General features: G+C 62.1%; 20 protein-coding genes. 8 read left to right on the top strand and 12 right to left on the bottom strand.

All coding sequences use genetic code 11. The features are described 5' to 3' along the window. Positions 1-333: 333 nt before the first annotated feature. Positions 334-870 carry a hypothetical protein gene (locus AC24GY_RS15075; protein ID WP_422316745.1) on the bottom strand — a complete coding sequence of 179 codons (537 nt, stop codon included), beginning with the start codon at positions 868-870 and terminating at the stop codon, positions 334-336. Between the two features lie 112 nt (positions 871-982). Continuing rightward, complete coding sequence (locus tag AC24GY_RS15070; RefSeq protein WP_487684502.1) at positions 983-2,377, bottom strand: sigma-54-dependent transcriptional regulator; 1,395 nt, start codon at positions 2,375-2,377, stop codon at positions 983-985. Between the two features lie 170 nt (positions 2,378-2,547). Here AC24GY_RS15070 and AC24GY_RS15065 point away from each other — a divergent pair, with 170 nt between their 5' ends. Beyond that, positions 2,548-3,264, top strand: a complete 717-nt coding sequence (locus AC24GY_RS15065) for a methyltransferase domain-containing protein (protein WP_422316741.1) — start codon at positions 2,548-2,550, stop codon at positions 3,262-3,264. Next, the gene (locus AC24GY_RS15060) at positions 3,261-3,800 is read left to right on the top strand and encodes a zinc ribbon domain-containing protein (protein WP_487684499.1); all 540 of its coding nucleotides are present in this window, start codon (positions 3,261-3,263) and stop codon (positions 3,798-3,800) included. The genes AC24GY_RS15065 and AC24GY_RS15060 overlap by 4 nt, the downstream gene beginning before the upstream one ends. Positions 3,801-4,044: 244 nt before the next feature. Here the strand turns inward: AC24GY_RS15060 and AC24GY_RS15055 are convergent, their stop codons facing one another. From AC24GY_RS15055 to AC24GY_RS15035, 5 genes are all read right to left on the bottom strand, one after another. Next, positions 4,045-4,716, bottom strand: coding sequence for a response regulator (locus AC24GY_RS15055; protein WP_487684496.1), 672 nt, complete (start codon positions 4,714-4,716; stop codon positions 4,045-4,047). A gap of 125 nt (positions 4,717-4,841) precedes the next feature. Further along, positions 4,842-7,208, bottom strand: a complete 2,367-nt coding sequence (locus tag AC24GY_RS15050; protein WP_487684493.1) for an ATP-binding protein — start codon at positions 7,206-7,208, stop codon at positions 4,842-4,844. Between the two features lie 40 nt (positions 7,209-7,248). Then, entirely contained in the window at positions 7,249-7,884 is a 636-nt protein-coding gene (locus tag AC24GY_RS15045; protein ID WP_487684490.1) for a cysteine hydrolase family protein, read from the bottom strand. Positions 7,885-8,177: 293 nt separating this feature from the next. Beyond that, positions 8,178-11,567 (bottom strand): PAS domain S-box protein, encoded by a 3,390-nt coding sequence (locus AC24GY_RS15040; RefSeq protein WP_487684487.1) that lies wholly within the window; start codon positions 11,565-11,567, stop codon positions 8,178-8,180. Then, positions 11,564-12,121 (bottom strand): heme NO-binding domain-containing protein, encoded by a 558-nt coding sequence (locus AC24GY_RS15035; RefSeq protein ID WP_487684484.1) that lies wholly within the window; start codon positions 12,119-12,121, stop codon positions 11,564-11,566. Before AC24GY_RS15035 ends, AC24GY_RS15040 begins: the two co-directional genes overlap by 4 nt. Positions 12,122-12,325: 204 nt before the next feature. Here AC24GY_RS15035 and AC24GY_RS15030 point away from each other — a divergent pair, with 204 nt between their 5' ends. Then, positions 12,326-14,230: a bifunctional serine/threonine-protein kinase/formylglycine-generating enzyme family protein gene (locus AC24GY_RS15030; RefSeq protein ID WP_487684482.1), complete on the top strand. Its 1,905-nt coding sequence runs from the start codon at positions 12,326-12,328 to the stop codon at positions 14,228-14,230. Between the two features lie 51 nt (positions 14,231-14,281). Here AC24GY_RS15030 and AC24GY_RS15025 read toward each other — a convergent pair whose 3' ends face one another. Further along, a complete protein-coding gene (locus AC24GY_RS15025; RefSeq protein ID WP_487684479.1) occupies positions 14,282-14,707 on the bottom strand; it encodes a hypothetical protein in 426 nt (141 codons plus the stop codon). Between the two features lie 237 nt (positions 14,708-14,944). Then, entirely contained in the window at positions 14,945-15,523 is a 579-nt protein-coding gene (locus AC24GY_RS15020; RefSeq protein ID WP_487684476.1) for a hypothetical protein, read from the bottom strand. Between the two features lie 191 nt (positions 15,524-15,714). On the opposite strand from AC24GY_RS15020, the gene AC24GY_RS15015 reads away from it, so the two are divergent. Together AC24GY_RS15015 and AC24GY_RS15010 are read left to right on the top strand one after the other, a co-directional pair. Continuing rightward, positions 15,715-16,623, top strand: coding sequence for a universal stress protein (locus AC24GY_RS15015; protein WP_487684473.1), 909 nt, complete (start codon positions 15,715-15,717; stop codon positions 16,621-16,623). A gap of 13 nt (positions 16,624-16,636) precedes the next feature. Further along, positions 16,637-17,095: a universal stress protein gene (locus tag AC24GY_RS15010; RefSeq protein ID WP_422321956.1), complete on the top strand. Its 459-nt coding sequence runs from the start codon at positions 16,637-16,639 to the stop codon at positions 17,093-17,095. 74 nt (positions 17,096-17,169) lie between these two features. Here the strand turns inward: AC24GY_RS15010 and AC24GY_RS15005 are convergent, their stop codons facing one another. Further along, positions 17,170-17,448, bottom strand: coding sequence for a hypothetical protein (locus AC24GY_RS15005; RefSeq protein ID WP_487684469.1), 279 nt, complete (start codon positions 17,446-17,448; stop codon positions 17,170-17,172). Positions 17,449-17,569: 121 nt separating this feature from the next. On the opposite strand from AC24GY_RS15005, the gene AC24GY_RS15000 reads away from it, so the two are divergent. Both AC24GY_RS15000 and AC24GY_RS14995 read left to right on the top strand, forming a co-directional pair. Continuing rightward, positions 17,570-18,121, top strand: coding sequence for an RNA polymerase sigma factor (locus AC24GY_RS15000; RefSeq protein WP_422321958.1), 552 nt, complete (start codon positions 17,570-17,572; stop codon positions 18,119-18,121). Then, positions 18,118-19,545: a YfbK domain-containing protein gene (locus AC24GY_RS14995; RefSeq protein WP_487684465.1), complete on the top strand. Its 1,428-nt coding sequence runs from the start codon at positions 18,118-18,120 to the stop codon at positions 19,543-19,545. Before AC24GY_RS15000 ends, AC24GY_RS14995 begins: the two co-directional genes overlap by 4 nt. 514 nt (positions 19,546-20,059) lie before the next feature. On the opposite strand, the gene AC24GY_RS14990 is transcribed toward AC24GY_RS14995, so the two are convergent. Next, positions 20,060-20,878, bottom strand: a complete 819-nt coding sequence (locus tag AC24GY_RS14990) for a CHAD domain-containing protein (RefSeq protein ID WP_487684462.1) — start codon at positions 20,876-20,878, stop codon at positions 20,060-20,062. A 256-nt stretch (positions 20,879-21,134) separates the two neighbouring features. Here AC24GY_RS14990 and trxA point away from each other — a divergent pair, with 256 nt between their 5' ends. Beyond that, positions 21,135-21,464 carry a thioredoxin gene (gene trxA, locus AC24GY_RS14985; RefSeq protein WP_397383109.1) on the top strand — a complete coding sequence of 110 codons (330 nt, stop codon included), beginning with the start codon at positions 21,135-21,137 and terminating at the stop codon, positions 21,462-21,464. A 619-nt stretch (positions 21,465-22,083) separates the two neighbouring features. Here the strand turns inward: trxA and AC24GY_RS14980 are convergent. Then, the gene (locus tag AC24GY_RS14980; RefSeq protein WP_422321961.1) at positions 22,084-23,163 is read right to left on the bottom strand and encodes a 6-phosphofructokinase; all 1,080 of its coding nucleotides are present in this window, start codon (positions 23,161-23,163) and stop codon (positions 22,084-22,086) included. Between the last annotated feature and the right edge of the window lie 29 nt (positions 23,164-23,192).

Here is a 23,192-nt window from a genome sequence, read left to right as displayed (position 1 = left end):
AACCAGGTCTGTGATCCAGCCGCCGCAGACCTGGGCGGGCTGCAGGTCGGCTGCAAGTGGGTGTGGGGAGGATGCGTCTGGATTTGGACTGCGGTTGCGCAGATGCACGACGCAGGCGTGCATCGGAGCCACCGCTTTCGCGGGGGTGTTGAAGGTTCTTCGGCCTCAGGCTGCCGTCCGGCTTGCGGAAAGCGGTGGCTGTGGTCGTTCCTCCCTTTGCAACCGCAGTCCAAATGGGTGGCTTTCGCGCTTCCCCCCCGGGAGCCTGCGACGCGCTGCGCATGACGGGCGGCACGGAGGGTTTTCAGCGTGGTGGGGGGCGGCGGCGCGGCCTTACTTTTGATTCAGGCAAAGTTGCAGCAGCGAGGTGAAGGGCGGAAGATTGGGGCCGAAGGCTTTGTGGAGATCTGCCATGGTGAAGCCTTTTTCATCGGACTCCCCGAAGGCGGGGAAATTCCGATCTGCGGGATCGGGTTTAAACACGACGAAGCCCACGCCATACTTTTTGATGCAGCGCAGCTTCATTCGACGGCGCGCTCTTTCGGACATGACGGCCTTGTCGATGGCACAAATCCAGTCGAACTGAAGGGGGGTCCAGAAGGGTTTGCCTTGAAGCTGGAGGGGGCCCGGCTTTCCAGGGGGGGGCGCTTTGGTGTACGACTTCAGGACTTTGGCGTCCACCTGGTTTTCCGCCTGGATCGCGCGCAGGTACTTGCCTTCCAGAGTGCGTGTGGTCAGGTCTTTGAATGCTGCGGCGTTTTTCCAGGAGGTGCATGAATCGAGCATGAGCAGCATGGCGAGCAGCAGCCCGGCGGTGGCGAGGCTGTTCATGCGGCTGGACCGGCGATCAAGGATTTGAGGGGTGTGCATGGAATTTTGGGGCTTGAATCCATACTACGCCCAAGCACAACATTTGCGAACTCACTTTTGCAGGCGGGTGCTGTGATGTGACGGGGGCGGACTGACAGGCAGGAGGCGCGAATCAGCCTGTGGATGGGGTGACCTGCCTGGGCAGCTTGGTGAGCCGGTAGCGCTGGATTTTGTACTGCAGGGCGCGGCGGCTGATGCCGAGGGCCTGCGCGGCTTCCTCGCGGTTGGAGGTGACTTTGAGCAGCGTCTGGCGAATGAGCTCGGCCTCGACCTGGGCGAGGGTCATGCCGGGCTGGATGGCGATGGCGTGCGGCTCGCGCCGGCCCTGGTGCATGGCCGGTGGCAGATCATCCAGGCCGATGGCGGCGTGCGGCACGGTGACGACGAGGCGCTCCACCAGATTGCGCAGCTGGCGGACGTTGCCGGGCCAGCGCAGGGTCTGAAAAAGGCTGAGCACCTCGGCTTTGAATTTTTTGGGCCGCCGACGGTGCTTGGTGCAGAAGTGGTCGGTGAAGGATTTCACGAGCGGGGCGATGTCCTCCGCACGCTCGCGCAGCGGGGGCATCGTCACGGAGACGATGTTGAGCCGGTAAAAAAGGTCTTCGCGAAAGGCGCCGCCGGTGACGGCCTCGGCTTCGAGATCTTTGTTGGTGGCGGCGATGATGCGGGCGTTGGCGCGCTCGATTTTATGACTGCCCACCGGGCGGTAGGTGCCGTCTTCGAGTACGCGGAGGAGGTCGCCCTGGCCTTTACGTGAGAGATCGCCGATCTCATCGAGAAACAAGGTGCCGCCCTGGGCGAGCTGGAAGCGGCCTTTGCGGTCGCTGACGGCTCCGGTGAAGGCACCGCGCACATGGCCGAAGAGCTCCGCCTCGATCAAGTTCTCAGGCAGCGCCGCGCAGTTCACGGCGATGAAGGGCTGCGATTTGCGGCGGCTCTTTTCATGAATGGCACGGGCGACGACCTCCTTGCCGGTGCCGCTCTCGCCGCCGATGAGCACGGTCACATCCGTGGGGGCGATCTGCTGGATGAGGCGGCTGATGTCCTTCATGGCGGCGCTGCTGCCGGCGAAGATGTCGGGGTCTGAGCGGCGGCGCAGGCGCTGCTTGATCTGCTGGTCTTCAGCCACAAGGGACTGATGATCCAGGGCCTTGCGGACGGACTCGGCGAGCTGCGCTGCGTTGACGGGCTTGGAGAGGTAGTCAAACGCGCCTTTGCGCATGGCCTCCACGGCGGTGTGGATGGTGCCTTTGTCGCTGAGGAAAATGAACTGCGTGTCCGGCGTGATGCCGCGTACTTTTTCCATGAGCGCGACGGCGTCGATGCGCTGCGCGTCGAAGGATTTGACCACGACATTGAAGAGCTCTCCGGCGGCGAGGTTCAGCGCATCGGTCTCATGCGAGGCGACGGAGACCCTGTAGCCGACTTTGGCCAGCACATCCCGGATGACGCGGGCGGAGGTGGCATCGCGATCGAGGACCAGGATGTGGATGTTGGCGAGTTCCATGCAGTCGGAACAACGTTGCACTGAGTCGTCGATGCAAGTGCAGAATTTGCACACAAGTGCGGCTGGTGGAAATCAACCTCAAACTGGCATGGCGCTGCAGGCCTTGAGTTACAAGGGCTGGAGCGTCTGCCGGGCCACATGGCCCCGGAAATGCAATCTCAGGGGATGTCATGCTCAAATCCTCCCCCCAACGCCCCTCCTCATCCCGCACCCCGTCTGACAACGAGCTTCTGCAATCGAAGAAGGACCAGGACTTCGACCTGATCTTCCCAGAGGCCATCGGCAGGCTGTCCGCCTGCCACTGGAGCCCGGTGCACGTGTGCCGCACGGCGGCGCAGCTTCTTGTCGTGCAGGCCGGCACGCGGGTGCTGGACATCGGCTGCGGTCCGGGGAAATTCTGCGTCATCGGCGCGATGACGACGCAGGGCCACTTCACGGGGGTGGAGCAGCGGGGGAAGCTGGTGCGAACCGCGCAGGAGGTGGTGAAAAAGCACCATGTGCCACGCGTGGAGATCGTGCATGGAAACATCCAGGACGTGAACTTCCGCGACTTTGAGGCGTTCTATCTCTTCAATCCGTTTGAGGAGAACATCATGCCCGCGCTGCGGATCGACTACGATGTGGAGCTGAAGCCGGAGCTTTACACGGAGTACTCCGCGCATGTGCAGCAGCAGCTTCTGCGGATGCCCATGGCGACACGGGTGGTGACTTACTGCAGCGACGGCCTGGAGATCCCCGACTGCTACGCCTGCGTGAAAACGGCCTTCACCGACAAGCTGAAGCTGTGGGTGAAGAAGCACCCGTCTCCGGACTACGCGCATGCCGCCGCGTTTTCTGCGGATGATCGCAGCATCCCGGTGGGAGTGGAGGAGCACGCCTGCGCATGAATTCCGCCCTGGCGTGGCTGGAGGTCCTGCGCCGTCCTCTCGACGAATCCTCCTCCACGTATGCCCTCCATTTTGACAACCCCACCCACCCCGACCAGCCCATGAAAACCACCGCCACGCTCATCGAAGACCTCTGCCAGCTCAGCGAGCTGGATGCCGCCAAACGCCGCCTGGAGCCCAACAGCCCGCGCTGCAAAGAGCTGAGGCTGGAGGCCGAGAGCGTGCGCGAGCGCCTGCCCACGGCGATCCTGCACCATTACGATCTGCGGATTTCCAAAGGCAAGCGCGGAGCGGCCCGGATGCGGAACAACACCTGCGGCGGCTGCCATCTCTCGCTGCCCAGCGGCCAGCTTTCGGATCTGCGCCGTGAGGATGCGTCTCTGCAAGTCTGCGGCTACTGCAGCATCTTCATTCTGCCGGAGATCGCCCCGCAGCCTGAGGCCGCCGCCGCGCCTGTGGTGGAGGAGCCCGTGGCCGTGAAGAAGCCGCGCAAGAGCAAGGCCAAGGCTCTGGCTGAAGAGGTGCCTGGAGAATGAGGCTTTAGATGGTGTTTAAAGACCTTGGCGTGGCGTCATGCCGCAGCAGGGAGAAAGCTCGCGAGAGCGTTTTGGAGTGCTCCAGCCCTCTGGAGCTTTGCGCAGGCCGATGGACGCTCGAAAGCGCCGGAGGACCGGCGCACTCCAAAACGCAAAGCGCCAGCGCGGCCAGGGTGTTTCAAACACGGCCCGGCATCCTGCCGGAAGAACCGGTGGGAAATGCCAGTGGATGGTAGGGCGGGGGCTACGCCTGATGCTCCAGGTACTTGATCACGGCCTCGGTGCGGGAGCGGACGTGGAGCTTGGAGTAAACGGCCTTGATGTACTCGCGCACGGTCTCGTAGCTGATGCCGAGGTCATGGGCGAGTTCTTTGGGGACCATGCCCTGGGCCAGGCGTTCCAGGACCTGGCTTTCGCGCGGGGTGAGGCAGGGGATGTCCTTTTTCTGCGGCGTGGCCGGAGTCTGGAAGGATTTGATGAGCAGGCGTGCGATGTCCTGGCTGAGCGGCGCACCGCCCTCACTGGCCTGGCGGATGCCGGCGGCGATTTCGTTGGGCTTGGCGGACTTGAGCAGGTAGCCATTTGCACCGGCACGGAGTGCTTCGAAGACTTTGGCCGGATCGTCATGGATGGTGAGCACGACGAAGGCGGTCTCGATCAGGCGCGGTGAAAGCTGGCGGATGAGTTCGATGCCGGAGATTTTGGGCAGTTCGAGATCGACGATGACCACATGCGGCCGGCTGTCGATGATGGGCTTCACGGCTTCCTCCGCCGAGGCCCAGGCTCCGTCGAACTCAAAACCATGAGCAGGCTTCTGGATGAGCTTTTTCATGAAGAGCCGCAAGGTGGGGTCATCCTCCACGACAGCGACACGAAGGGGCTTCAAGGCGGGGGAGTCGCTGAGGGATTCGGACATTGCAGGAATTAACGGCGGAGATGCCGGGGTGGGCAAGGTGAATTGGTGTGCAACCATTGGTAACCAATACTTAGGAATTGGTGTATATCCCGAGGTGCAAATATTTTGCAATAGCCCGAGGCTGGCTAGCTCAGGCACAGCATGAGCTTCCTGAGCTCCGGGGCGGCGGACGCGACGGATTGCTTCAACTGCGCGGTGAGGACAGGCTGGCTGGCGCGGAGGTTCTTCTCGGCGGTTTGCTCCAGCTCGCGGCTGAGCGTGTGGATGGATGAGAGACCAAAGAGAGAGCTGGTGCCTTTCAGCGAGTGGGCCGTGCGACGCAGCGCAGCCTGATCGTCGGTGCCTGCGAGTTTTTCGAGCTCATTGATGCGCTCAGGCGTGTCTTTGAACCAGTTTTCGATGAGTTCGAGGGCGTTCTCGGTGCTCAGATCCTCCACCAGCTGCTGGATGGCCTCCCGTGCAGCGGATGTCTCTTCAGCGGACCACTGCGGAGTTGCTGGAGTTTTTGCGAAAACCTGGACCTGCTGCAGGGCTTCAAGAAGCGGCCGGGTTCGCAGGGGTTTGGAGACGTAGTCATCCATGCCGACGGCAAGGCAGCGCTCGCGCTCGCCTGCCTGCACATTCGCAGTCATGGCGATGATGCGGCAGCGCGGGCGTTTCCAGTGCGGGCTGGCTTCGAGCTGGCGAATGGCACGCGTGGCCTCGTAGCCATCCATGTTGGGCATGTGGCAGTCCATGAGGATGCCGTCATAAACACCGCTGGCAAAGCGCTCCACGGCCACTTCACCATCGCTGGCCACTTCGGCAGGGTAGCCGTTCTTTTCGAGCATCATCATCGCCATGCGCGCATTGACCTCATTGTCTTCGACGAGGAGAAGGCGCGGCTTGATGCCGCCGATGGTTGCCTGAGGGGCTGTTTCTGCACGCACTTCCGGCTCTTCCTGCACCGGCATCTTCTGGTTTTCGACCACGCGCAAAGGCAGCCGGATCCAGAAGCGCGAGCCTCTGTGGCGTTTGCTCTCCACGCCGATGCTGCCGCCCATGAGCTCCACCAGGCGCTTGCAGATGGCGAGTCCGAGGCCGGTGCCGCCAAAGCGCCGCGTGGTGGAGCTGTCCACCTGCGTGAATGGCTGGAAGAGCTGGCCCTGCTGCTCCTCCGTCATGCCGATGCCGGTGTCGGTGACGCTGATTTCCAAATTCGGGGCGCCGGTGGCTGTGGCGTTTAAGCGGCTCACCTGAATGCGGATGCTGCCTTCATCGGTGAACTTGATGCCGTTGCCCACGAGGTTCATGAGGATCTGCCGCAGCCTGCCGGGATCTCCCATGAAGCAGTCCGGCACGTCTGAGCCGATGCGTACAATCAGGTCGATGGAACGAGAGGCCGCCTTGTGCTGGAGAAGATCCACGACACCGCTGATGACGGAATCGAGACCGAAGGCTTCCTCCACGAGATCCAGCTTGCGGGCTTCGATCTTGGAGAAGTCGAGGATGTCCTCGATGATGGTCATGAGTGAATCACCGCTGTGGCGCACGGCATCGACCATCTCGCGCTGCTTGTCTGCAAGCTCGGTGTCGAGCAGCAGGGAAGTCATGCCGATGATGCCGTTCATGGGCGTGCGGATCTCATGGCTCATGGTGGCCAGGAAGTCGCTCTTCGCCTGGCTGGCGGCCTCGGCTTTTTCCTTGGCGATCTTGAGCTCGCTCTGGGTTCGTTTGAGTTCCGTGATGTCTGACTGCACGGCAATGAAGCGCACGATGGTGCCCTCCTTGTTCTTGATCGGGGTGACATGAAACTCCACCCAGTAAGGTGAGCCCGACTTGGTGTAGTTCAGCAGTTGCGCCTGAAAGGACTCCCCCTGGCGGAGTTTTTCCCCAATCAAGGCCACCGTTTCACGATCCGTCTCAGGCCCCTGCAAGACGTCGCCGGGCTTGCGCCCGATCACCTCGCCGAGGGTGTAGCCCGTGCGTTTCACAAAGGCGTCGTTGACCCATTCCAAGCGGCCGGAAGCATCCGTGATGACGACGAGGTTGTCGGTGAAGCTGGCCACGAGAGAAAGCTTCTCCAGCTCCTGCTGATTGCGCCTCTGCTTGGTCACGTCATGCATGGAGCCAATGATCCCGGAGCCGTTCAGTGCGGAGACGGCGATCTCCATGCAGACCACCACGCTGTCGAAACGCCGCATGTGGATGGCAGGGCGGGCGGGGCCGGAGGCAACGCCGCCCTCGATGATCTTCGTCAGCAGGGGCTGGTCATCCACCACCACGTAGTCACGCAGGAGCGTTCCGGTGGACGCCGCGACTGAGTAGCCCAGGGTGTCCGTCCAGGCTTTGTTCATGAAGACCAGCCTGCCATCGCCATCCGTCTCAAACACGATTTCAGAGAGGCATTCCACCCGCCGCCGCATGCGTTGCTCAGACTCGATCAGAGCCTCGGTGAGGCGGTAGGTCGCCTCCACGTGGATGTCTGTCAGCAATGTGGAATGTTCGTTCATGGACGAGTCGCTTGCGCAGCAGACTTGGACCTTCTGTTTTCTACGCCGCCAGGGCTGCGGCCATCAGACCGGAGAGCGGCATCTCTTCCTTCAGCTTTTCGTTGGTCGCCACTTCGCCATAAAGCGGAAACACATAACGGCAGAAGAAGTCCTGCTCCACCGGCGTGCGCGCTGAAGTGCAGTCGGAGAGGATCGTCACCTTGTAGCCGCGCTCGTAGCCCGCGCGTCCGGTGGAGTCAATGCAGAGGGAGGTGACCATGCCGGCCACGAGGATGTTCTTGATCTTGCGCTCCTTGAGGACGTCTTCGAGGTTCGTCGAGGAGAAGGCGTTGAAGCCCACCTTGCCGGAGACGTAGGTGATGCGGTCGCCATAGGCCAGGAGTTCGGGGATCGTTTCAGCCCCGAAGGAACCTTCTTTGAAGGCGCCCACCTGCTTGATGGTGTCCAGGATGCCCACGGAGTTTGCCAGCGCCCGGTAATCCGGTTTCAGGATGATCGGCGTGGAGATGATGGTGAGCTTCGAAAGCGCGTAGTGATTCAAGAGATCAAGCGTGTGAGCGAGCGTGCGGTCCACGCGGTCCGCCTCCTCCACCACGCCGCGAAGAATGCCATTGGCGGCGAAGTAATCGTTTTGATAACCCACAAGAATGAGTGCGGTAGATTCAAGGTCGAGCATACGGATGGAATGTTGGAGTGTTGGTTGTTGATGGATCTGAGGGGTGCGTTGTGAAGCGCCTTCATTGTTCGCCGCCAGCCACGCCGAAGCATCATCCTCAGTTGAGGGGGAGTGTGTGGGGGCGTGCGCAGACTCCTCGTGGACGCTGGGCGGCGAAAACACTTCTCGCATACCTCCGGCATGCGTCTCTGAATGGAGATGGGGTCATCGCGGGGTCCGGTGGTTCCCGCTGCACCGCTGCGCGTTTTCGCTCCACCCCCGGCTAATTTCTCTGCTCCCTCCGGGAGCCCACACTACTGCAAACCTGCGATGAGCTTCTTGAGCTCCGGCACGGCGCAGCCAAAGAGTTGCTTCAGCTTGGCGATGAGGGCGGACTGCCCGGCGCGGTGATTGTTTTCGGCGGTTTGCTCGATCTCACGGCAGAGCGTGTGGATGGAGGTGAGGCCGAAGAGGGAGCTGCTGCCTTTCAAGGAATGCGCGGTGCGGCGCAGCGTGGGCTGATCGTCGCTGCCGGCGAGTTTTTCGAGTTCGAGGATGCGCACAGGGGTGTCGGTGAACCAGTTTTCGATGAGTTCGACGGCGTCTGCTGTGCTGAGTTCCTCCGATAGTTGCTGGAGGGCCTCATGTGCGGAGGTCGTGTCTTCAGCGGACCACTTGGGAGGCTCAATGTTTTCCTCGGCTTCGGCGAGTACTTGCACGCGGTTCAGGGCTTCGATGAGCGCCTTGGCGCGCAGCGGCTTGGAGACGTAGTCATCCATGCCGGCGGCCAGGCAGCGCTCGCGCTCACCGGTCTGCACATTCGCGGTCATGGCGATGATGCGGCAGCGCGGGCGTTTCCAGAGCGGGCTGGCTTCGAGCTGGCGAATGGCACGCGTGGCCTCGTAGCCATCCATGTTGGGCATGTGGCAGTCCATGAGGATGCCGTCATAGACGCCGCTGGCAAAGCGCTCCACGGCCTCTTCGCCATCCCGTGCGACTTCGCCCGGGTAGCCGTTTTTTTCGAGCATCATCATGGCCATGCGCGCATTGACCTCATTGTCTTCCACGAGGAGAAGGCGCGGCTTGATGCCGCTGGCGGTTGATTGTGGGACGATCTCATCACGCACGCCCACGTCGTACCTTGGAATCATCCTCTGGCTTTCAACGACACGCAGGGGAAGCCGCACCCAAAAGCGCGATCCTTCCATGTGCTTGCTTTCCACGCCGATGGTGCCGCCCATGAGCTCCACCAGACGCTTGCTGATGGTGAGGCCGAGGCCCGTGCCGCCGAAGCGCCGCTTGCTGGAGCTGTCCACCTGCGTGAAGGCCTGGAAGAGCTGGCTCTGCTGCTCCTCCGTCATGCCGATGCCGGTGTCCGTGACGCTGATTTCGAGATTGGTCGTGCCGGGGGCTATGCAGTTGAGAGTTCTCACCTGGATGCGGATGCTGCCTTCATCGGTGAACTTGATGCCATTGCCCACGAGGTTCATGAGGATCTGCCGTAATCTACCAGGATCTCCCATGAAGGAGGCCGGCACGTTGGGGGCGATTCTGACAATCAAGTCGATGGAGCGGGAGGCGGCCTTGTGCTGGAGAAGATCCACGACACCGCTGATGACGGAATCCAAACGGAAGGCTTCCTCCACAAGGTCGAGCTTGCGGGCCTCGATCTTGGAGAAGTCGAGGATGTCCTCGATGATGGTCATGAGGGCGTCACCGCTGTGGCGCACGGCATCCACCATCTCGCGCTGCTTGTCTGCAAGCTCGGTGTCCAGCAGCAGAGAAGTCATGCCGATGATGCCGTTCATGGGCGTGCGGATCTCATGGCTCATGGTGGCCAGGAAGTCGCTCTTGGCCTGGCTGGCGGCTTCGGCGATCTCCTTGGCCTTGAGCATTTCCTGAGCCGCGTGCTTTTTCTCGGTGATGTCTGAACCGATGCCGAGATAGCCGATGACCTTGCCATGCATGTCAAACAGCGGGGTGACGCTGAGCAGCGCGGGAAAGCGCGAGCCGTCCTTGCGGACGTACGTCCACTCACACTCATCAGGTATGCCGAGACGTGGTTTGGCGATGAAGGTTTCAAAGCCCGCTTTTACTTCACAGCCAAGCTCGGCGCTGAGAGCCGCAGCGCGTGCGGCGATCTCTTCAGGAAGATGGAAGATGCCCGGAGACTGCAATCCGATGACCTCGGCGGCGGAGTAGCCCAGTTGTTTCTCGGCGGCCTGATTGAAGGTGACGATGGTGCCTTCCGGCGTGGCGGAAATGATGGTGTAGGCGGCGCCATCGAGGACGGCCTTCTGAAAGGCATTGGAGCGCCAGAGCTGATCTTCGGAGCTTTTGCGCACCATGAACTGACCCATCTGGTTGCCGATGCCTGCGAGAGCCTGCAGCAGCTGTTCGTCAGGATCGACGGCTTCACTGGCAAACAGCTCCACGACACCCAAAATTTCCCCGTCAGCGATGATGGGAAAGGCGAGGGATGCGCGCAGCTGACAGCTGAGTGCGCAGGCCACACGCGGATGGTCCGGACTTTGCTCGAAATCACCACACCACTGGCTTTGCTGCGTTTCCAGGACGTGGCCGGGTGTGTGCAAGCCTGTGCCAAAGCGCAGCTTGTTGCTCAGCGTGATGAAGGGGGAGATGTCCCTCAAGGGATCATGCCAGAGTTCGGCGAGACGCAGAGCTTTGACATCCACCTCAAGCATCCAGAGCAATCCGGCGGTCCAGCCGAGCTGCTGGCAGATCATTTGAATCACTTTGGCAGAGACCTGACGCACCGTGCCAGGCTCAGAAAGAATGATGCTGGCGGAGTACTCCAGCTTGCGGCGTTTGTCATCACGCTTGCGCTGGGTCACATCGCTCTCGATGGCCATGTAATTGACCACTTCACCAGCTTCATTTCGGATGGGCTGAATCTCGAGTGAGGTCCAGTAGCTGCGGCCGGAGCGGTGGTAGTTGAGGATCTCGGTCCGGATGCTTTTGTGTTCCTTCAAGGACTGGCTGATCAAGCGTACGGTGGCGGGGTTGGTGCCGGGCCCTTGGAGAAAGGAGCCGGGCTTGCGCCCCATGACCTCTGCCAGCTCCCAGCCGGTGATGCGGGTGAAGCCTTCATTGACCCACTCGATGCGGCCCTGGGCATCGGTGACGATGACGGCGTTGTCAGTGCGAGAGGCAAGGAGGGCAAGCTTGCGCGAGTTGGCCTCCTGCTCGCGCAGCAGGGCGCGCTGCTCGGTGAGGCGCTTGTTGAGCTTGATCTGATCTTCAGATGCCATGCGCTGCGACTGCAGCACCTGGAGGAGATCGAGCGTCTGATCATGCACGGCAAAATCACCCATCGTCAGGCCGAGCGTTTCGACATTCTCAGGGTCCGTGAGCCAGGGGTTGGCAAGCATGATGCCGTGGCGCGGCTCACTGAGAATAATGACCTGACCACGCAGCATGCACTGGCTGTGGCGGCACATCAGCAGAAGCAGCCGGTCCGGCCGGGACCTGGCGACTTCATCGCTGAACTCGCCGGCCGGACGTTGGGTCAAAAACAGATCCTGCAACCGCGCGCCTGGAGCCGCCTGAGGACACACTTTCAGCAGGGACGGCCCTGCTTCCACGATGCGGTCGTTTTCATCCCACGCGAAGTAGAAGGGGAAGGCGCGCAGGAACTCCTCATTCGGAATCCTGCCGATGATGCTGGTCCCGCTGCTGCTCATGCTTCAGGGAGAGTCCAGTTCAAGGCAAAGATGTCGTGGTCGGCACCTGCGGTCTTCAGTGCCACGGTGGTGATGGTGGCGGGTGTGTTGTAAAGCTGGCCAAGGCCCTGCACGATGCCCACGACAAAGTCCGTGAGCCCCGGGCGGTGGGTGAAGTAGTGCAGGGTCATGGAGGTGTCCGTGACGTCGCGGCACTCAAAGCGCGGTGGCTCCAGATTGGGGTAGATCATCTGCACGCGCGTGTGGAGGTTGGGCAGATTGACGAGGAACTCCTTCAATGTGGCGCCGCCGGAGCGCATCATGACGCCATAGCCGTGCGTGGCCGTTTTCAGCACCCAATGCTCACCAAAGGCGATCAGCACATCGCGGACGGTGACGCCCAGCACTTCGGAAGACGCGCCCACGAGCTGGTAAGTGATCTCGTCCGAATAGCCCTCATGGCTGATAAATACTTCAATATCAACGCCTGCCTTTTGCTTGATGTGCTGCCAGCGCTCCTCCCCGTAATTGGAGATGACGAGGTCTTCGATGGCTTTGTTGACGAGTCCGTACATGAATGAAAGTGAGGGTGATGGTGGGGAAGGGACAATGAACTTCGAGGAACTTTGGTGCAGCCCCTGTTTTCCAGCACCCTCCTCATTTGGGGGGGGATGAGGGGGGTGCTGGCACAAAATTGAGGGGGAGTTTTTTTTTCGTGCAATGGCGCGGGCATGCTGGCATACCATGAAGAAGAATTCACCCGTAGCTGACTGCGCCGCATGTCCTTTTCCTCTTCCTCTGCCGAGACACCGAGATCCAGCTCAGCAGGAGCGCCGCTGGGGTGGGAGCCGCCGGCGCCGGAGGAACTGCAGGAGATGCTGCCGCAGTATGAGATCACGGCCTTGATCGGGCGGGGCGGCATGGGGGCGGTGTACCGGGGCAGGCAGATGACTTTGGACCGCCCGGTGGCCATCAAGATTTTGCCGCCGGGGCTGGATGAGGCGGATGCGACCTACAGCGAGCGTTTTCGCAATGAGGCACTGGCCATGGCCAAGCTGAACCACCCGGGCATCGTGGCCGTGTATGACTTTGGCAGCACTAGCAATGGCATGCTGTACATCGTGCTGGAATTCGTGGATGGCACGGATGTGGCGCAGATGATGGCCAGGCAGGGGCGGCTGCCTGCGGCGCATGCCATGTCCATCACCGCGCATGTGTGCGATGCGCTGAAATACGCGCATGAGCGCGGCATTGTGCATCGGGACATCAAGCCGGCGAACATCATGGTCGGCTATGACGGCGTGGTGAAGGTGGCGGACTTTGGCCTGGCCAAGATGAGCAAGGCTGGAGAGAGCACGGGCATGACGCAGAGCGGCCTGGCCATGGGGACGATGCACTACATCGCCCCGGAGGCGCTGACGCTGGGCTCTTCGGTGGATCATCGCGCGGACATCTATGCGATGGGCGTGATGCTCTACCACATGCTTACCGGCGCGCTGCCGCAGGGGATGTTCAAGCTGCCGTCGCAGCAGGTGCCGGGGCTGGACCCGCGGTATGACGGCATCATCAGTCGTGCCCTGCGCAACGACCGCGAGCTGCGCTACCAGACCGTGGTGGAACTGCGAAGGGATCTGGACGCGATCATCGCGCAGCCGGTGGCAAAGGTGGAGGCGAATGCCCGCAAAGCACCCGCTGCGCTGAACACGATGGAGCGCCCCCAACGACCCGAAGGGCAGCCGTATCGCCCGCCGCAGTGGCAGGCTCCGCCGCCGCCGGGCAGGAATCTTAATCTAGGATTCTGGCTGCCGGTGCTGGGCGTGGTGGCGGCGCTGGTGGGCTTTGTCTTCTGGTCTGAGCAGGGGAAAGCCAAGGTGAAGCCCACGGTGGAAGCTGCGGCAGGAAAGGCTGCGGCAGGCACCGAGACCGAGGTGCCGAAACCCGTCTTTACCAACAGCCTGGGCATGCAGTTCATACCCGTGGCGGGCACGCAGGTGCTGATGTGCATTCACGAGACGCGCAATCAGGATTACAAGGCCTATGCAGCGGCGGTGAAGGGCGTGAACCCTTCGCCGATCTACTCGGACAAATCAGCGGTGGATCAGGAGGCCGACCACCCGATTCGCAATGTGAGGTACCTGGATGCCGTCGGCTTCTGCGAGTGGCTGAGCAACAAGGAGGCGCGGAAGTACCGTCTGCCAACCGATGAAGAGTGGAGCCTGGCCATGGGCATCGGCCCGGCGGAAAAGCGTGCGGCTGGCGACACACCGGAAACGCTGACCCGCAGGCCCATTCAAGAGTTTCCCTGGGGCAGCACTCAGTGGCCGCCGCCGCCAGGTTTTGGCAACTACGGGGACACCGCGTGGAAGGCGGTCTTTCCGAACCAGCCCCACTTCATTGAAGGCTACACGGATGGCTTTCCCACCACGGCCCCGGTGATGAGTTTTCCACCCAACCAGCAGGGGCTCTATGACATGAGCGGGAACGTCACCGAGTGGGTGCAGGACTGGTGGAATGCCGAGCAGAAGGACCGCACCTATCGCGGTGGCGGCTACAGCAACCGCGAGCCGAGAGACCTGCAGCCCTCCGCACGCGGGCACCATGCTCCTTCTGCAAGATACAGCAACGGCAACCAGGGCTTCCGCTGCGTGGTTGAGAGGGAGAATGTGAAGAGCCCTCGATTTTGACGAGATGGAGACAGGGCAGGGAATGGTCTTTTGCGGCAGGTGCTGGTAGGATTATTCGGCCTTGGGGTGTGTCGGGGCCTCTTTGCCTCGGCGCATGTCGATGTTGAAGTGGCCGCCGATCTGGCCACGAAAATGATGAGGGCCCACCATGGCCAGGGATTCGGTGCCGTATTGATCCCAGCGCAGCACGAGCAAGGGGGTGCCGCCTTCGGCGGTGAGCGTCCACCTGGCGGTGCTGCCCTGCTGCGCGGTGGTGGCGGTGCCGTCGGCATGGAGGGTGAGGATGTCCGTCCAATGCGGGTGCGTGACGCGCCAGTCGCCCACGATGGTCCAGCGCGTGTAAACGTCCCCGTCCACGGCGGCTTGTCCGAGTCCGGGGGAGACTTTGGCTTCAGCTGCGCTGACAGCGCCGGTCTGGGCGACGAGGCAGCAGGCCGAAACTGCCAAAGCTGCGCAGGTAAGATGGAGTCTGTTCATGAGGTGCGAGGGGAACTGGGTTGCAGGTGTGAGCCTATTAAACAACGCGCTTCGAAGCAATGCTTAAAAAAGTGGAGTGCCGATGCCGTCGCTTTCCTGGGACTCCGGCCCCCGGCTCATGAAAGCTCCGGACGGAGAGCGGCAATCAAACAAATGGCACCCCGCTTTCACGGGGTGCCATTCGAAGGCAGGCTGGCTCAGCCACGTTGCATAAGCCGCTGCTCTGAGTTTGAGATACTACCGGATGTAGCCGCCGCCCTGCATGGGGAGGGAGCTGCCGTAGGCGCGGTGGTCGCCGCCGTAGTAGTACTGACCGTTGTAATTGTACCGGTTGGTGTAGGTGCGGCCTTGGTAGTTATAATTGCCGTTTTGATACTGGCCGCCGGAGTAGTAGCGGCCGTTGTACAGGTAGGCGTTGCCAGAGTAGTTGGTGGGCAGCGTGGTGTAGGTGCGGTAGCCGCTGTTCTGCTGGATGTAGGCGTTGTTTTGCACGGGGATGGTGCTGCCGTAGGAGCGGTGGTTGCCGCCGTAGTAGTACTGGCCGTTGTAATAGTAACGGTTGCTGTAGGGGCGGCCCTGGTAGTTGTATCTGCCGGTTTGATACTGGCCGCCCGAGTAGTAACGCCCGTCGACGAGATAGGCGTTGCCCGAGTAGTTCTGGGGCAGGGTGGTGTAGGTGTTGTAGCCGCTGCTGACGTAGCCGGGGCCGTTGCCATTGTATCCACCGGAGAACTGCGGATCCACGCAGGAGATCAGCGAGAAGGTGAGGAGTGCGGTTGGGAGAAGCAGTGCTTTCTTGAGGTGGGCGGGTTTCATGGACGAAGCTTGGGACAGAAGCCGGGAAGATGAAATGAGGTGTGTACCCCATAGGCGTCAGGCATTCCTCAAGGGGGCGCTGCATTGTCACTTCCTCTCCAATTGGTGAGGCCAAAATCCGGGCAGGGGACGATAGGAGATGGGGTGAACAGCCCATTTCGCAGCGCGAGGTCCTGCGTTTAGATCCAACCATGAACAAGCTCACCACCATCCTTGTCGCTGTGGATTTTTCCACGGGATCACGCACGGCCTATGAGCAGGCGGTGCGCATCGCGGCGCTGCATGGGGCGAAGGTTCATGTGCTGCATGTGGTGGACTCTGCTGCGGTGGCGGCACTGGCGGAAAGCCGGGAGGAACCCTTTGAAAATCACGCCCGGGTGGCCACGGAAGGGGCGGGTGCAGCGCTGACCCACTGGCTGGAGCAGTCTCCCGCAGCGGCCAATTGTGAAGTCACCATCGCGCTGGGCACGCCGCTGCATGAGATTTTGGAGCATGCGCGCACGCTGAAGGCGGACCTGCTGGTGGCGGGCATCGCCGGGGCAGGGGACATGCCGGCAGGTGCGGGATCCATCTCCAGCAAGCTGGCGCGCAAGGTGCAGACGCCGGTGCTGCTGGTGCGCGCGAATCATCCGCAGGCGTTTCGCAAGATCGTGGCCTGCATTGATTTCTCGGAAAATTCGCGCGCCGTGGTGGAGCAGGCGCACAGCCTGGCGCGCATGGACGGCGCCACGGTGGACTTTGTGCATGTGTGGCAGGAGCCCTGGGTGGCCATGGCTTACCCCACGCCCTTTGCAGATCCGGGCGGCCCGGCGATGGTTTACACGCCGGAGGAGCGTGAGGCCTGCATCCAGCGGCTGCGCGCTGATCTGCACGAGTTTGTGGGCGTTGCATCGCAGGGCATTGAATCCACCGAAGTGCTGCAGGAGTCATCGAGCCATGGCAACGGCATCGCCACGCATGCGCAGGAGGCGCAGGCGGACCTTATCATCATGGGCGGCAAGGGGCGCACCAATCTGCGCTACGTGCTGCTGGGTTCCACTGCGGAGCGGCTGCTGACGCGGCTGCCCTGCTCCCTTCTTGTGGTGAAACTTCCCGTGTAAAACATCTAACTTTATGAAAACCATCGTTGCCTTGGTCGATCTCTCCGACCTGACCTTCAAAGTACTCAAGCAGGCGCACGCGCTTGCCACCGCCTTTCACAGTGAGGTGATCATCCTGCACGTGCTGGCCAAGGTGCCCGTCGTCGTGGATGTGGGCATTGCCTCGCCCGTGGTGATGCAGGATCCCTCCCCCGAAGTGCTCCACCAGCAGACTGAGCAGCTCTTTGAAATGCGCGATTCGCTGATCAAATTTGGCGTGAAGGCCAGCGTGGATCAGCTGGCAGACTCCAGCGTGGCCGGGGTGCTGGCGGAGACGCGGCGGCGCAATGCTGACCTGATCATTCTCGGCTCCCACCGCCACAGCACGTTCTACCACCTGCTGGTGGGCAATGTGGCGGCCGACGTCCTGAAAGGGGCGCACTGCCCGGTCCTGGTGGTGCCGAGCGATGAGGATGTGGCGGAGAAGAAGTGAGTGAGAAGAAGTGACCGCGTCCTCCACGTGGCATCTCTGAAATCACCGGCCATGCAGCCTGCCGGGCGGTCCGGCTATTTCTTGCCCTGGGGCGGCACGTAGGTCTGGCCGTCGTAGCTGCCGCCCACCATGCCCTGCACGGACTTGAGCTGGTCGTTCATGGAGTTGTTCAGGGCGTCGCCGCTGGTCTGGGAGGCATCCAGGGCGCGGCTGGGGAGGGAGGTGGCCTCTTCCACCGGCGCTGCGGGTGCGGGCTTGGGGGCGGGATCGAGGGTCTCTTTGATGAGCCACACGCCGCCGCCCAGGGCGATGAGGATGAGGAAAAACGAGGTGCTGGAGGAGGAATCGCTCACAATGCTTGTTTGAACGCCTGGACCTGCGTAAAGATTGCGGTTTCCAAGGCGAAAAATGGCGTAAGTTCCTCTCTGGCCTAATTTCCTCCTGTGTTTGCTCGTTCCCTCCATGAACTCTCGCATGCCCGACCCACACGTACAGGATGAAGCCGCCGTGCTGGTCAGGCGGGCGTTGGACCAGCATGAAAGCACCCTTATCGCCTACACAGCCAGCATCCTCGGTGGAGACATCGAGCGTGCGCGTGATGTCGTGCAGGACGCCATGCTCCGGCTCTACCTCTCCGAGCCGGACCGTGTGCGTGACAATCTCAAGTCCTGGCTCTTCACCGTGTGCCGAAACCGTGCCTTCGACATCCTGCGCAAGGAGCAGCGGCTGGATCTGGGCAACGACGAGGTCATCGACGCCGCGACGGATCACGAGCCTGACCCTTCCCAGAGCGCGGGCATGCACGAGCTCTATGCGCACATCTGGAGCTGCGTGGACCGCCTGCGGCCCAACCAGCGCGAGGTCGTACGGCTCAAATTTCAACACGACTGCTCCTATCAGGAAATCGCTGGCATCACCGGACTCAGCGTCGGGAATGTCGGCTTCATCATGCACCATGCGATCAAGAAACTCCGCGAACTGATGAGCACGGACATCAGCGAGGAATACACCCCCACCCATTCATGAATCCCCAGGACAATCCCCACTTCACCGCCTACGCCCTCGGAGAACTCAGCGCCGAGGAGGCGCGCGAACTCCACGAAGTGCTGGCCACCACGCCCTCTGCCGCTCACGAGCTGGAGCAGATCGAGGCCGTCACCGACGCCTTGCGCCAGGGCGCGCCCATTTCCCTCTCACGTCTGACGCATGAGCAGCGTCACGCGGTGCTGCATCCGGCCAACATGCCACGGCGCATCCAGCCGATGCTGCCACGCCAGCCGGTGAAGCGTTCACGTCAGGTCTTCTGGCCGGTGATGGGCGCAGTGGTCAAGGTGGCGGCTGTCGTCACGTTGAGCGGCGCGGCCTTCCTGGCGGGCTGGATGTATGGCCCTGAGGTGAAATCTGCCGCGCAGATGGCCGGCACGACGCCCAAGGGCGATGCGCCTGCTGAGAAAGAGCTGAAGCCTCAGGCCCTGCCTGAGAAAGCCGCACCCGCACCGATGGTCGCGGCCAAGTCTGAACCCAAGGCAACCACGCCCGCTGTACCCACTCCCGTGGAGAAAAGGCTGGTGGCCGAGGTCAAGCCCGCTCCTGCACCCACACCTGCGGTGAAGCAAGCGGTGGTGGCCAATGCCGCGCCGGTGAAGGAGCCGCCTGCCGCCCCTGTGGTGACTCCCAATCTGGGGTTCACGCTCCCCGCCGGACACGGCACGTTTGTGAGCACGACGAAGCAGGCGGTGGATCAGTTCAGCCTGCATCCCGGGCACATCAAGCCGCTGCCGCCCAAACTCAAGGGGCAGGCTTTTGCATCCCCGCAGCTCACGCCGAACAAGCCCGAGCCCAAGCCGGAGCGTGCGTCTGATCTTTTCATTCACTCCTGGAAGGCTGAAGTGGCCTCGTGCCCGTGGAATCCGGCGAACCGGCTGCTGCGCCTCGTGATCCAACTGCCCGCAGATCAGGCGGCGGTGCTGGGTGCAGACGCCAGCTTCCCCCTGCAGGTGACCTTTGATAAGGCGAATGTGAAGCAGTTCCGCATGCTGTGTGAGCGGCATCTCGCGGCCACCGAACTGCGCACTGCGGGCACGCATGTGCTGTGGTATGAGTTTCAGCCGAATGGCAGCGGTGAGATCCCGCGCGACAGCAGCCGTCAGGTGGCCACCGTGATGCTGCCAAACGCACGCTTCACCTCCCAGGCCGTGGGCCCCTTTGACAGCAGCAAGCTTCAGGTCATGGACCGTGGGTACTCCCTGCAAAATGCGCGTGAGGATTTTGTCTTTGAAACCTCCGTGGTGGGTTTTGGCCTGCTGCTGCGGGGTGCGGAGCAGCTGGGCGCGCTGAATCATGAGCTGGTGCTCAATCTGGCCCATCAGTCCAAAGGCGCAGACAGCAACGGCGAGCGCGGGCGGTTTATCCGCTTGGTGCAGGATGCGAAGCAGGCGGCCGGGCTGTAGGGATTTATTTGGAGTGCGGCTGCGACGGGCTGCCGTTCCCGTGGGGTTTGCAAGGCGTTGGAGCTGCCGCTTTCGAGCGTCTCGTGGCGGGCGCGGGGTGCTGCGGCCCGCGAAGAATCACCGGCTGCCGCATTCGGGTATTTGATGGTATGCGTGCGCCGTGCGGCACGGCGAAAGCGGTGGCTGCGTTCGTTCCTCACTCCGCGACCGCAGTCCATATGGGAGGGCGGGCATGCGGAGTTTTTGGAGTGCGGCACGCGAAGCTGCCGCTTTCGAGCGTCTCGTGGTAGGCGTGGGGTGCTGCGGCCTGCGAAGAATCACCGGCTGCCGCATTCGGGTATTTGATGGTATGCGTGCGCCGTCCGTCCCGGCGAAAGCGGTAGCTGCGTTCGTTCCTTACTCCGCGACCGCAGTCCATATGGGAGGGCGGGCATGCGCGAGCTGGCCGGGCTGATTCGGTGGCGCTTGGGAGCAAGCGTGGCGGGTCTTCCGGTCCAGCCTCCGGCACGGCACCTCACGCTCCCTGCAGCAGCTTCCCGCTGAAGCGGGTGCCAGGCGGGGCAAAGAGCTTGTGGCCCAGCGCGAGGTAGCTTTCGCGCAGGTGGTCGCGGTGCTCGTTGATCACGTGCAGCCAGGGACTGCGCCGCACGGTGAAGGCGGGCTCTGAGGCGAGATTGCACAGGTCCTGATCGCGGCCCAGGATGTGGCCGAGGCGTCGGGCGCGCCGGATGCGGCGCTCCGCACCGCGCAGATGCGAGAGCACCAGCGTTTGAAAATAGAGATCCTTCACGCGGTGCCGCCAGCGGTGCAGGGTGCGCTTGTCCTTGGTCTCACAGGCCTGCTTCATGAGCTGGCGGCCTTTGCGGTAGCAGCGGGCGTGCTCTTCGAGAACCTGCTCTTCGGAGAGCGACTGGATGCAGGTGCTGTCGATGAGCTGGCCCACGGCGTAAAGCTGATGATGAAGATCCGAGGCAGGCGGGGCTTTGAGCGGCTGGCCGTGGAGCTGTGGGCGGTGCTTGGGCGCGAGATGGAAACGGCGCGTGAGCTTGTCGATGAGCTTGCTCTGCACCACGTACTCGCGATTGCCGGCGCAGGCGTTTTTCACGGCGCGCAGGTGCTGCCGCATGGCCTGCAGCGTGTGTTTTTCGATGCCGGGATTGGCCAGGCGGAGCAGGGCCATCATCTTCTTCACACGCAGGCGCAGCTGGTGCGTGGCGCTCTCTTCATGGATGGAGATTCTGAGCACATCCTCCTGCGCACGCTCGCAGAGCTGATGCAGCAAACGCTTCAACTTCCGGCCCGAAAGGCCCTCGGAGTCATGGCGTAGTCTCATGAGAGGGTATTCAGCCGTGAATCAGGGCGGACAGCAAGAAAGAGTTTTTCACATTCGTCAGCCAGCGCTGGCAACAACTCCGCCAAACCTGCGATTTGTCTGATGGACTCCAAGCAGTCGAGCCAGTGGGATTGTCGTCACATTGGGCATTTTTCCGGCCCACCGGGGGGGAGATGGTGAAAACTTTCGTTGATTCGTGTGCCTCCGATGCCAGCGTGCATCCGTAACCTTTTTCCTAACCCCAATACTCCCCACCATGGCCAGCGAAGCAGTCCTCACCCTCACCGAAGCAAATTTTGAATCTGAAGTCACCTCTTCCACCGTGCCGGTGCTCGTGGATTTCTGGGCTGAATGGTGCGGTCCATGCCGCATGCTGGGACCGATCCTGGATGACCTGGCCAAGGAGCAGGGCGACAAGGTGAAGATCGGCAAGGTGAACGTGGACGAGTCCCCGAACCTGGCCACTCAGTTCAGCGTGCGCTCCATCCCGATGATGGTGTTCTTCAAGGACGGCAAGGCCGTGGAAACCGTCGTGGGCGTGCAGTCCAAGGACGCCCTGACCAAGCGCCTTGCCGCGCTGGCGTGAGTGATGCTTGACTGAATCCTTTTGAAGCAGCCGCTGGATTGATTCCGGCGGCTGTTTTTTTGTGTCCGCACTGGGACGAAAGATTCCAGGGACGCGACACAGCGCGTCCCTACCAGCGCTGCCGTGGCTCAGGGGAAGGTAGGGAACCGCTGCGCCGGGTCCGTGATTTCGGGTCTGTCGCGTCGCAGGCGTTCAAAAAGGTTCGCCGTCCTCGCAGCTTTCGACAGCACAAGTCAGAGGCGTTTTGAAAGGGAAAACGCCTTCAGTCCGCACCCCACGCGAGAACAAAGGAATCTACGGACGCGACACAGCGCGTCCCTACCAGCCTTTCGCCACCGCAAGGGAAGGTAGGGAACCGCTGCGCCGAGTCCGAAGCTTCGGGTCTGTCGCGTCGCAGGCGCTCAAAATGGTCCGCCGTCCTTGAAGCTGTGAGCAGCACGTCTTTCCCCCCCCGACGGCATGGCACTCCTTGAATGGCAAAGACACCGCCTAGCTTCCCAGAACTCACCCCCCCCCCGCGCCGGCGCTTTCACCTGACCGAACCAACCCCATAAAAAAGCCGCCCCATGCAGCAGGGCGGCTTTCTTATGAATGGGGAACTCAGAGCCGGCGGCCGGGACTACTCGTCGCCGAAGGAAATGCCGATGGCACGTGAAGCGCGGACGATTTCGCTGTCTTTGCTGACGAGGCGGAGCTGATGCACGGCTTCCTCGATGGGCACGTCTCCCACCTGATACTGCTGGTAGCTGACCATGCGGCCAAAGCTGCCCTGGGCGATGAGATCGACGGCCTTGGCTCCGAAGCGGACGCCGAGGATGCGATCCAGCGCCGTGGGGGCGCCACCGCGCTGAAGATGGCCGAGCGTGCAGGAGCGCGTTTCCTTGCCAGTGTCTTTTTCGATCTGCCGGGCCACGTATTCGCCGATGCCACCCAGGCGGTCTTCGCCCTTGGCACCGACTTTTTCCTTGGTGAGGAGTTCGCCGGTTTCCATGCGTGCGCCTTCAGCGACGACGACCAGGGTGCTGTGGCGGCCTGCGGCATCGCGTTTGCGGATGGCCTTGGCCACGTGATTGAGATGGAAGGGGATTTCTGGCAGCAGGATGACGTCCGCGCCGCCGGCCATGCCGCCGTACAGGGCGATCCAGCCTGCGTGGCGTCCCATGACTTCCAGCACGATGACGCGCTTGTGGCTTTCTGCGGTGGTGTGCAGGCGGTCGAGGGCATCCACGACGGTGGCCACGGCGGAATCAAAGCCGAAGGAGGTGGCGGTGGCTTGAATGTCGTTGTCGATGGTCTTCGGCACGCCGATGATCGGAATGCCCATCTGGTACAACTGCAGGCCGGTGGTGAGGCTGCCGTCCCCACCGACGACGATCAGCGCGCCGACTTCGAGGTGGCGCAGCGTGTTCTTGGCTTTCTCGACGATTTCGACGGGCACCTGAGAGACATTGCCCTCGCCGACCTTGGCGACGAAGTGGCCTTTGTTGGTGGTGCCGAGAATGGTGCCACCGAGCTTCATGATGCCGATGGTTTTTTCCGGATTGAGCATCATGTAGTCGCCCGGAGGGAGGAGACCTTCGAAGCCGTCACGGAAGCCCACGACTTCCCAGCCGAGGGTGGTGGCGGCGCCGACGACGCCGTGGATGACTGCATTGAGTCCGGGGCAGTCGCCGCCGCTGTTGAGAATGCCGATGCGCATAAGATTAAAAGGGGGAAAGAGGGAAAGGG

This window comes from Prosthecobacter sp. Pr1, from assembly GCF_057652315.1.
Note: the sequence above shows the minus strand (reverse complement) of the source record. Positions and strands in the feature narration are given on the sequence as shown.

Excerpts from the sequence above, each read along its gene's own strand:
- AC24GY_RS15075 (WP_422316745.1), bottom strand. The coding sequence starts at position 870 with ATGCACACCCCTCAAATCCTTGATCGCCGGTCCAGCCGCATGAACAGC.
- AC24GY_RS15070 (WP_487684502.1), bottom strand. The coding sequence starts at position 2,377 with ATGGAACTCGCCAACATCCACATCCTGGTCCTCGATCGCGATGCCACC.
- AC24GY_RS15065 (WP_422316741.1), top strand. The coding sequence starts at position 2,548 with ATGCTCAAATCCTCCCCCCAACGCCCCTCCTCATCCCGCACCCCGTCT.
- AC24GY_RS15060 (WP_487684499.1), top strand. The coding sequence starts at position 3,261 with ATGAATTCCGCCCTGGCGTGGCTGGAGGTCCTGCGCCGTCCTCTCGAC.
- AC24GY_RS15055 (WP_487684496.1), bottom strand. The coding sequence starts at position 4,716 with ATGTCCGAATCCCTCAGCGACTCCCCCGCCTTGAAGCCCCTTCGTGTC.
- AC24GY_RS15050 (WP_487684493.1), bottom strand. The coding sequence starts at position 7,208 with ATGAACGAACATTCCACATTGCTGACAGACATCCACGTGGAGGCGACC.
- AC24GY_RS15045 (WP_487684490.1), bottom strand. The coding sequence starts at position 7,884 with ATGCTCGACCTTGAATCTACCGCACTCATTCTTGTGGGTTATCAAAAC.
- AC24GY_RS15040 (WP_487684487.1), bottom strand. The coding sequence starts at position 11,567 with ATGAGCAGCAGCGGGACCAGCATCATCGGCAGGATTCCGAATGAGGAG.
- AC24GY_RS15035 (WP_487684484.1), bottom strand. The coding sequence starts at position 12,121 with ATGTACGGACTCGTCAACAAAGCCATCGAAGACCTCGTCATCTCCAAT.
- AC24GY_RS15030 (WP_487684482.1), top strand. The coding sequence starts at position 12,326 with ATGTCCTTTTCCTCTTCCTCTGCCGAGACACCGAGATCCAGCTCAGCA.
- AC24GY_RS15025 (WP_487684479.1), bottom strand. The coding sequence starts at position 14,707 with ATGAACAGACTCCATCTTACCTGCGCAGCTTTGGCAGTTTCGGCCTGC.
- AC24GY_RS15020 (WP_487684476.1), bottom strand. The coding sequence starts at position 15,523 with ATGAAACCCGCCCACCTCAAGAAAGCACTGCTTCTCCCAACCGCACTC.
- AC24GY_RS15015 (WP_487684473.1), top strand. The coding sequence starts at position 15,715 with ATGAACAAGCTCACCACCATCCTTGTCGCTGTGGATTTTTCCACGGGA.
- AC24GY_RS15010 (WP_422321956.1), top strand. The coding sequence starts at position 16,637 with ATGAAAACCATCGTTGCCTTGGTCGATCTCTCCGACCTGACCTTCAAA.
- AC24GY_RS15000 (WP_422321958.1), top strand. The coding sequence starts at position 17,570 with ATGCCCGACCCACACGTACAGGATGAAGCCGCCGTGCTGGTCAGGCGG.
- AC24GY_RS14995 (WP_487684465.1), top strand. The coding sequence starts at position 18,118 with ATGAATCCCCAGGACAATCCCCACTTCACCGCCTACGCCCTCGGAGAA.
- AC24GY_RS14990 (WP_487684462.1), bottom strand. The coding sequence starts at position 20,878 with ATGAGACTACGCCATGACTCCGAGGGCCTTTCGGGCCGGAAGTTGAAG.
- trxA (WP_397383109.1), top strand. The coding sequence starts at position 21,135 with ATGGCCAGCGAAGCAGTCCTCACCCTCACCGAAGCAAATTTTGAATCT.
- AC24GY_RS14980 (WP_422321961.1), bottom strand. The coding sequence starts at position 23,163 with ATGCGCATCGGCATTCTCAACAGCGGCGGCGACTGCCCCGGACTCAAT.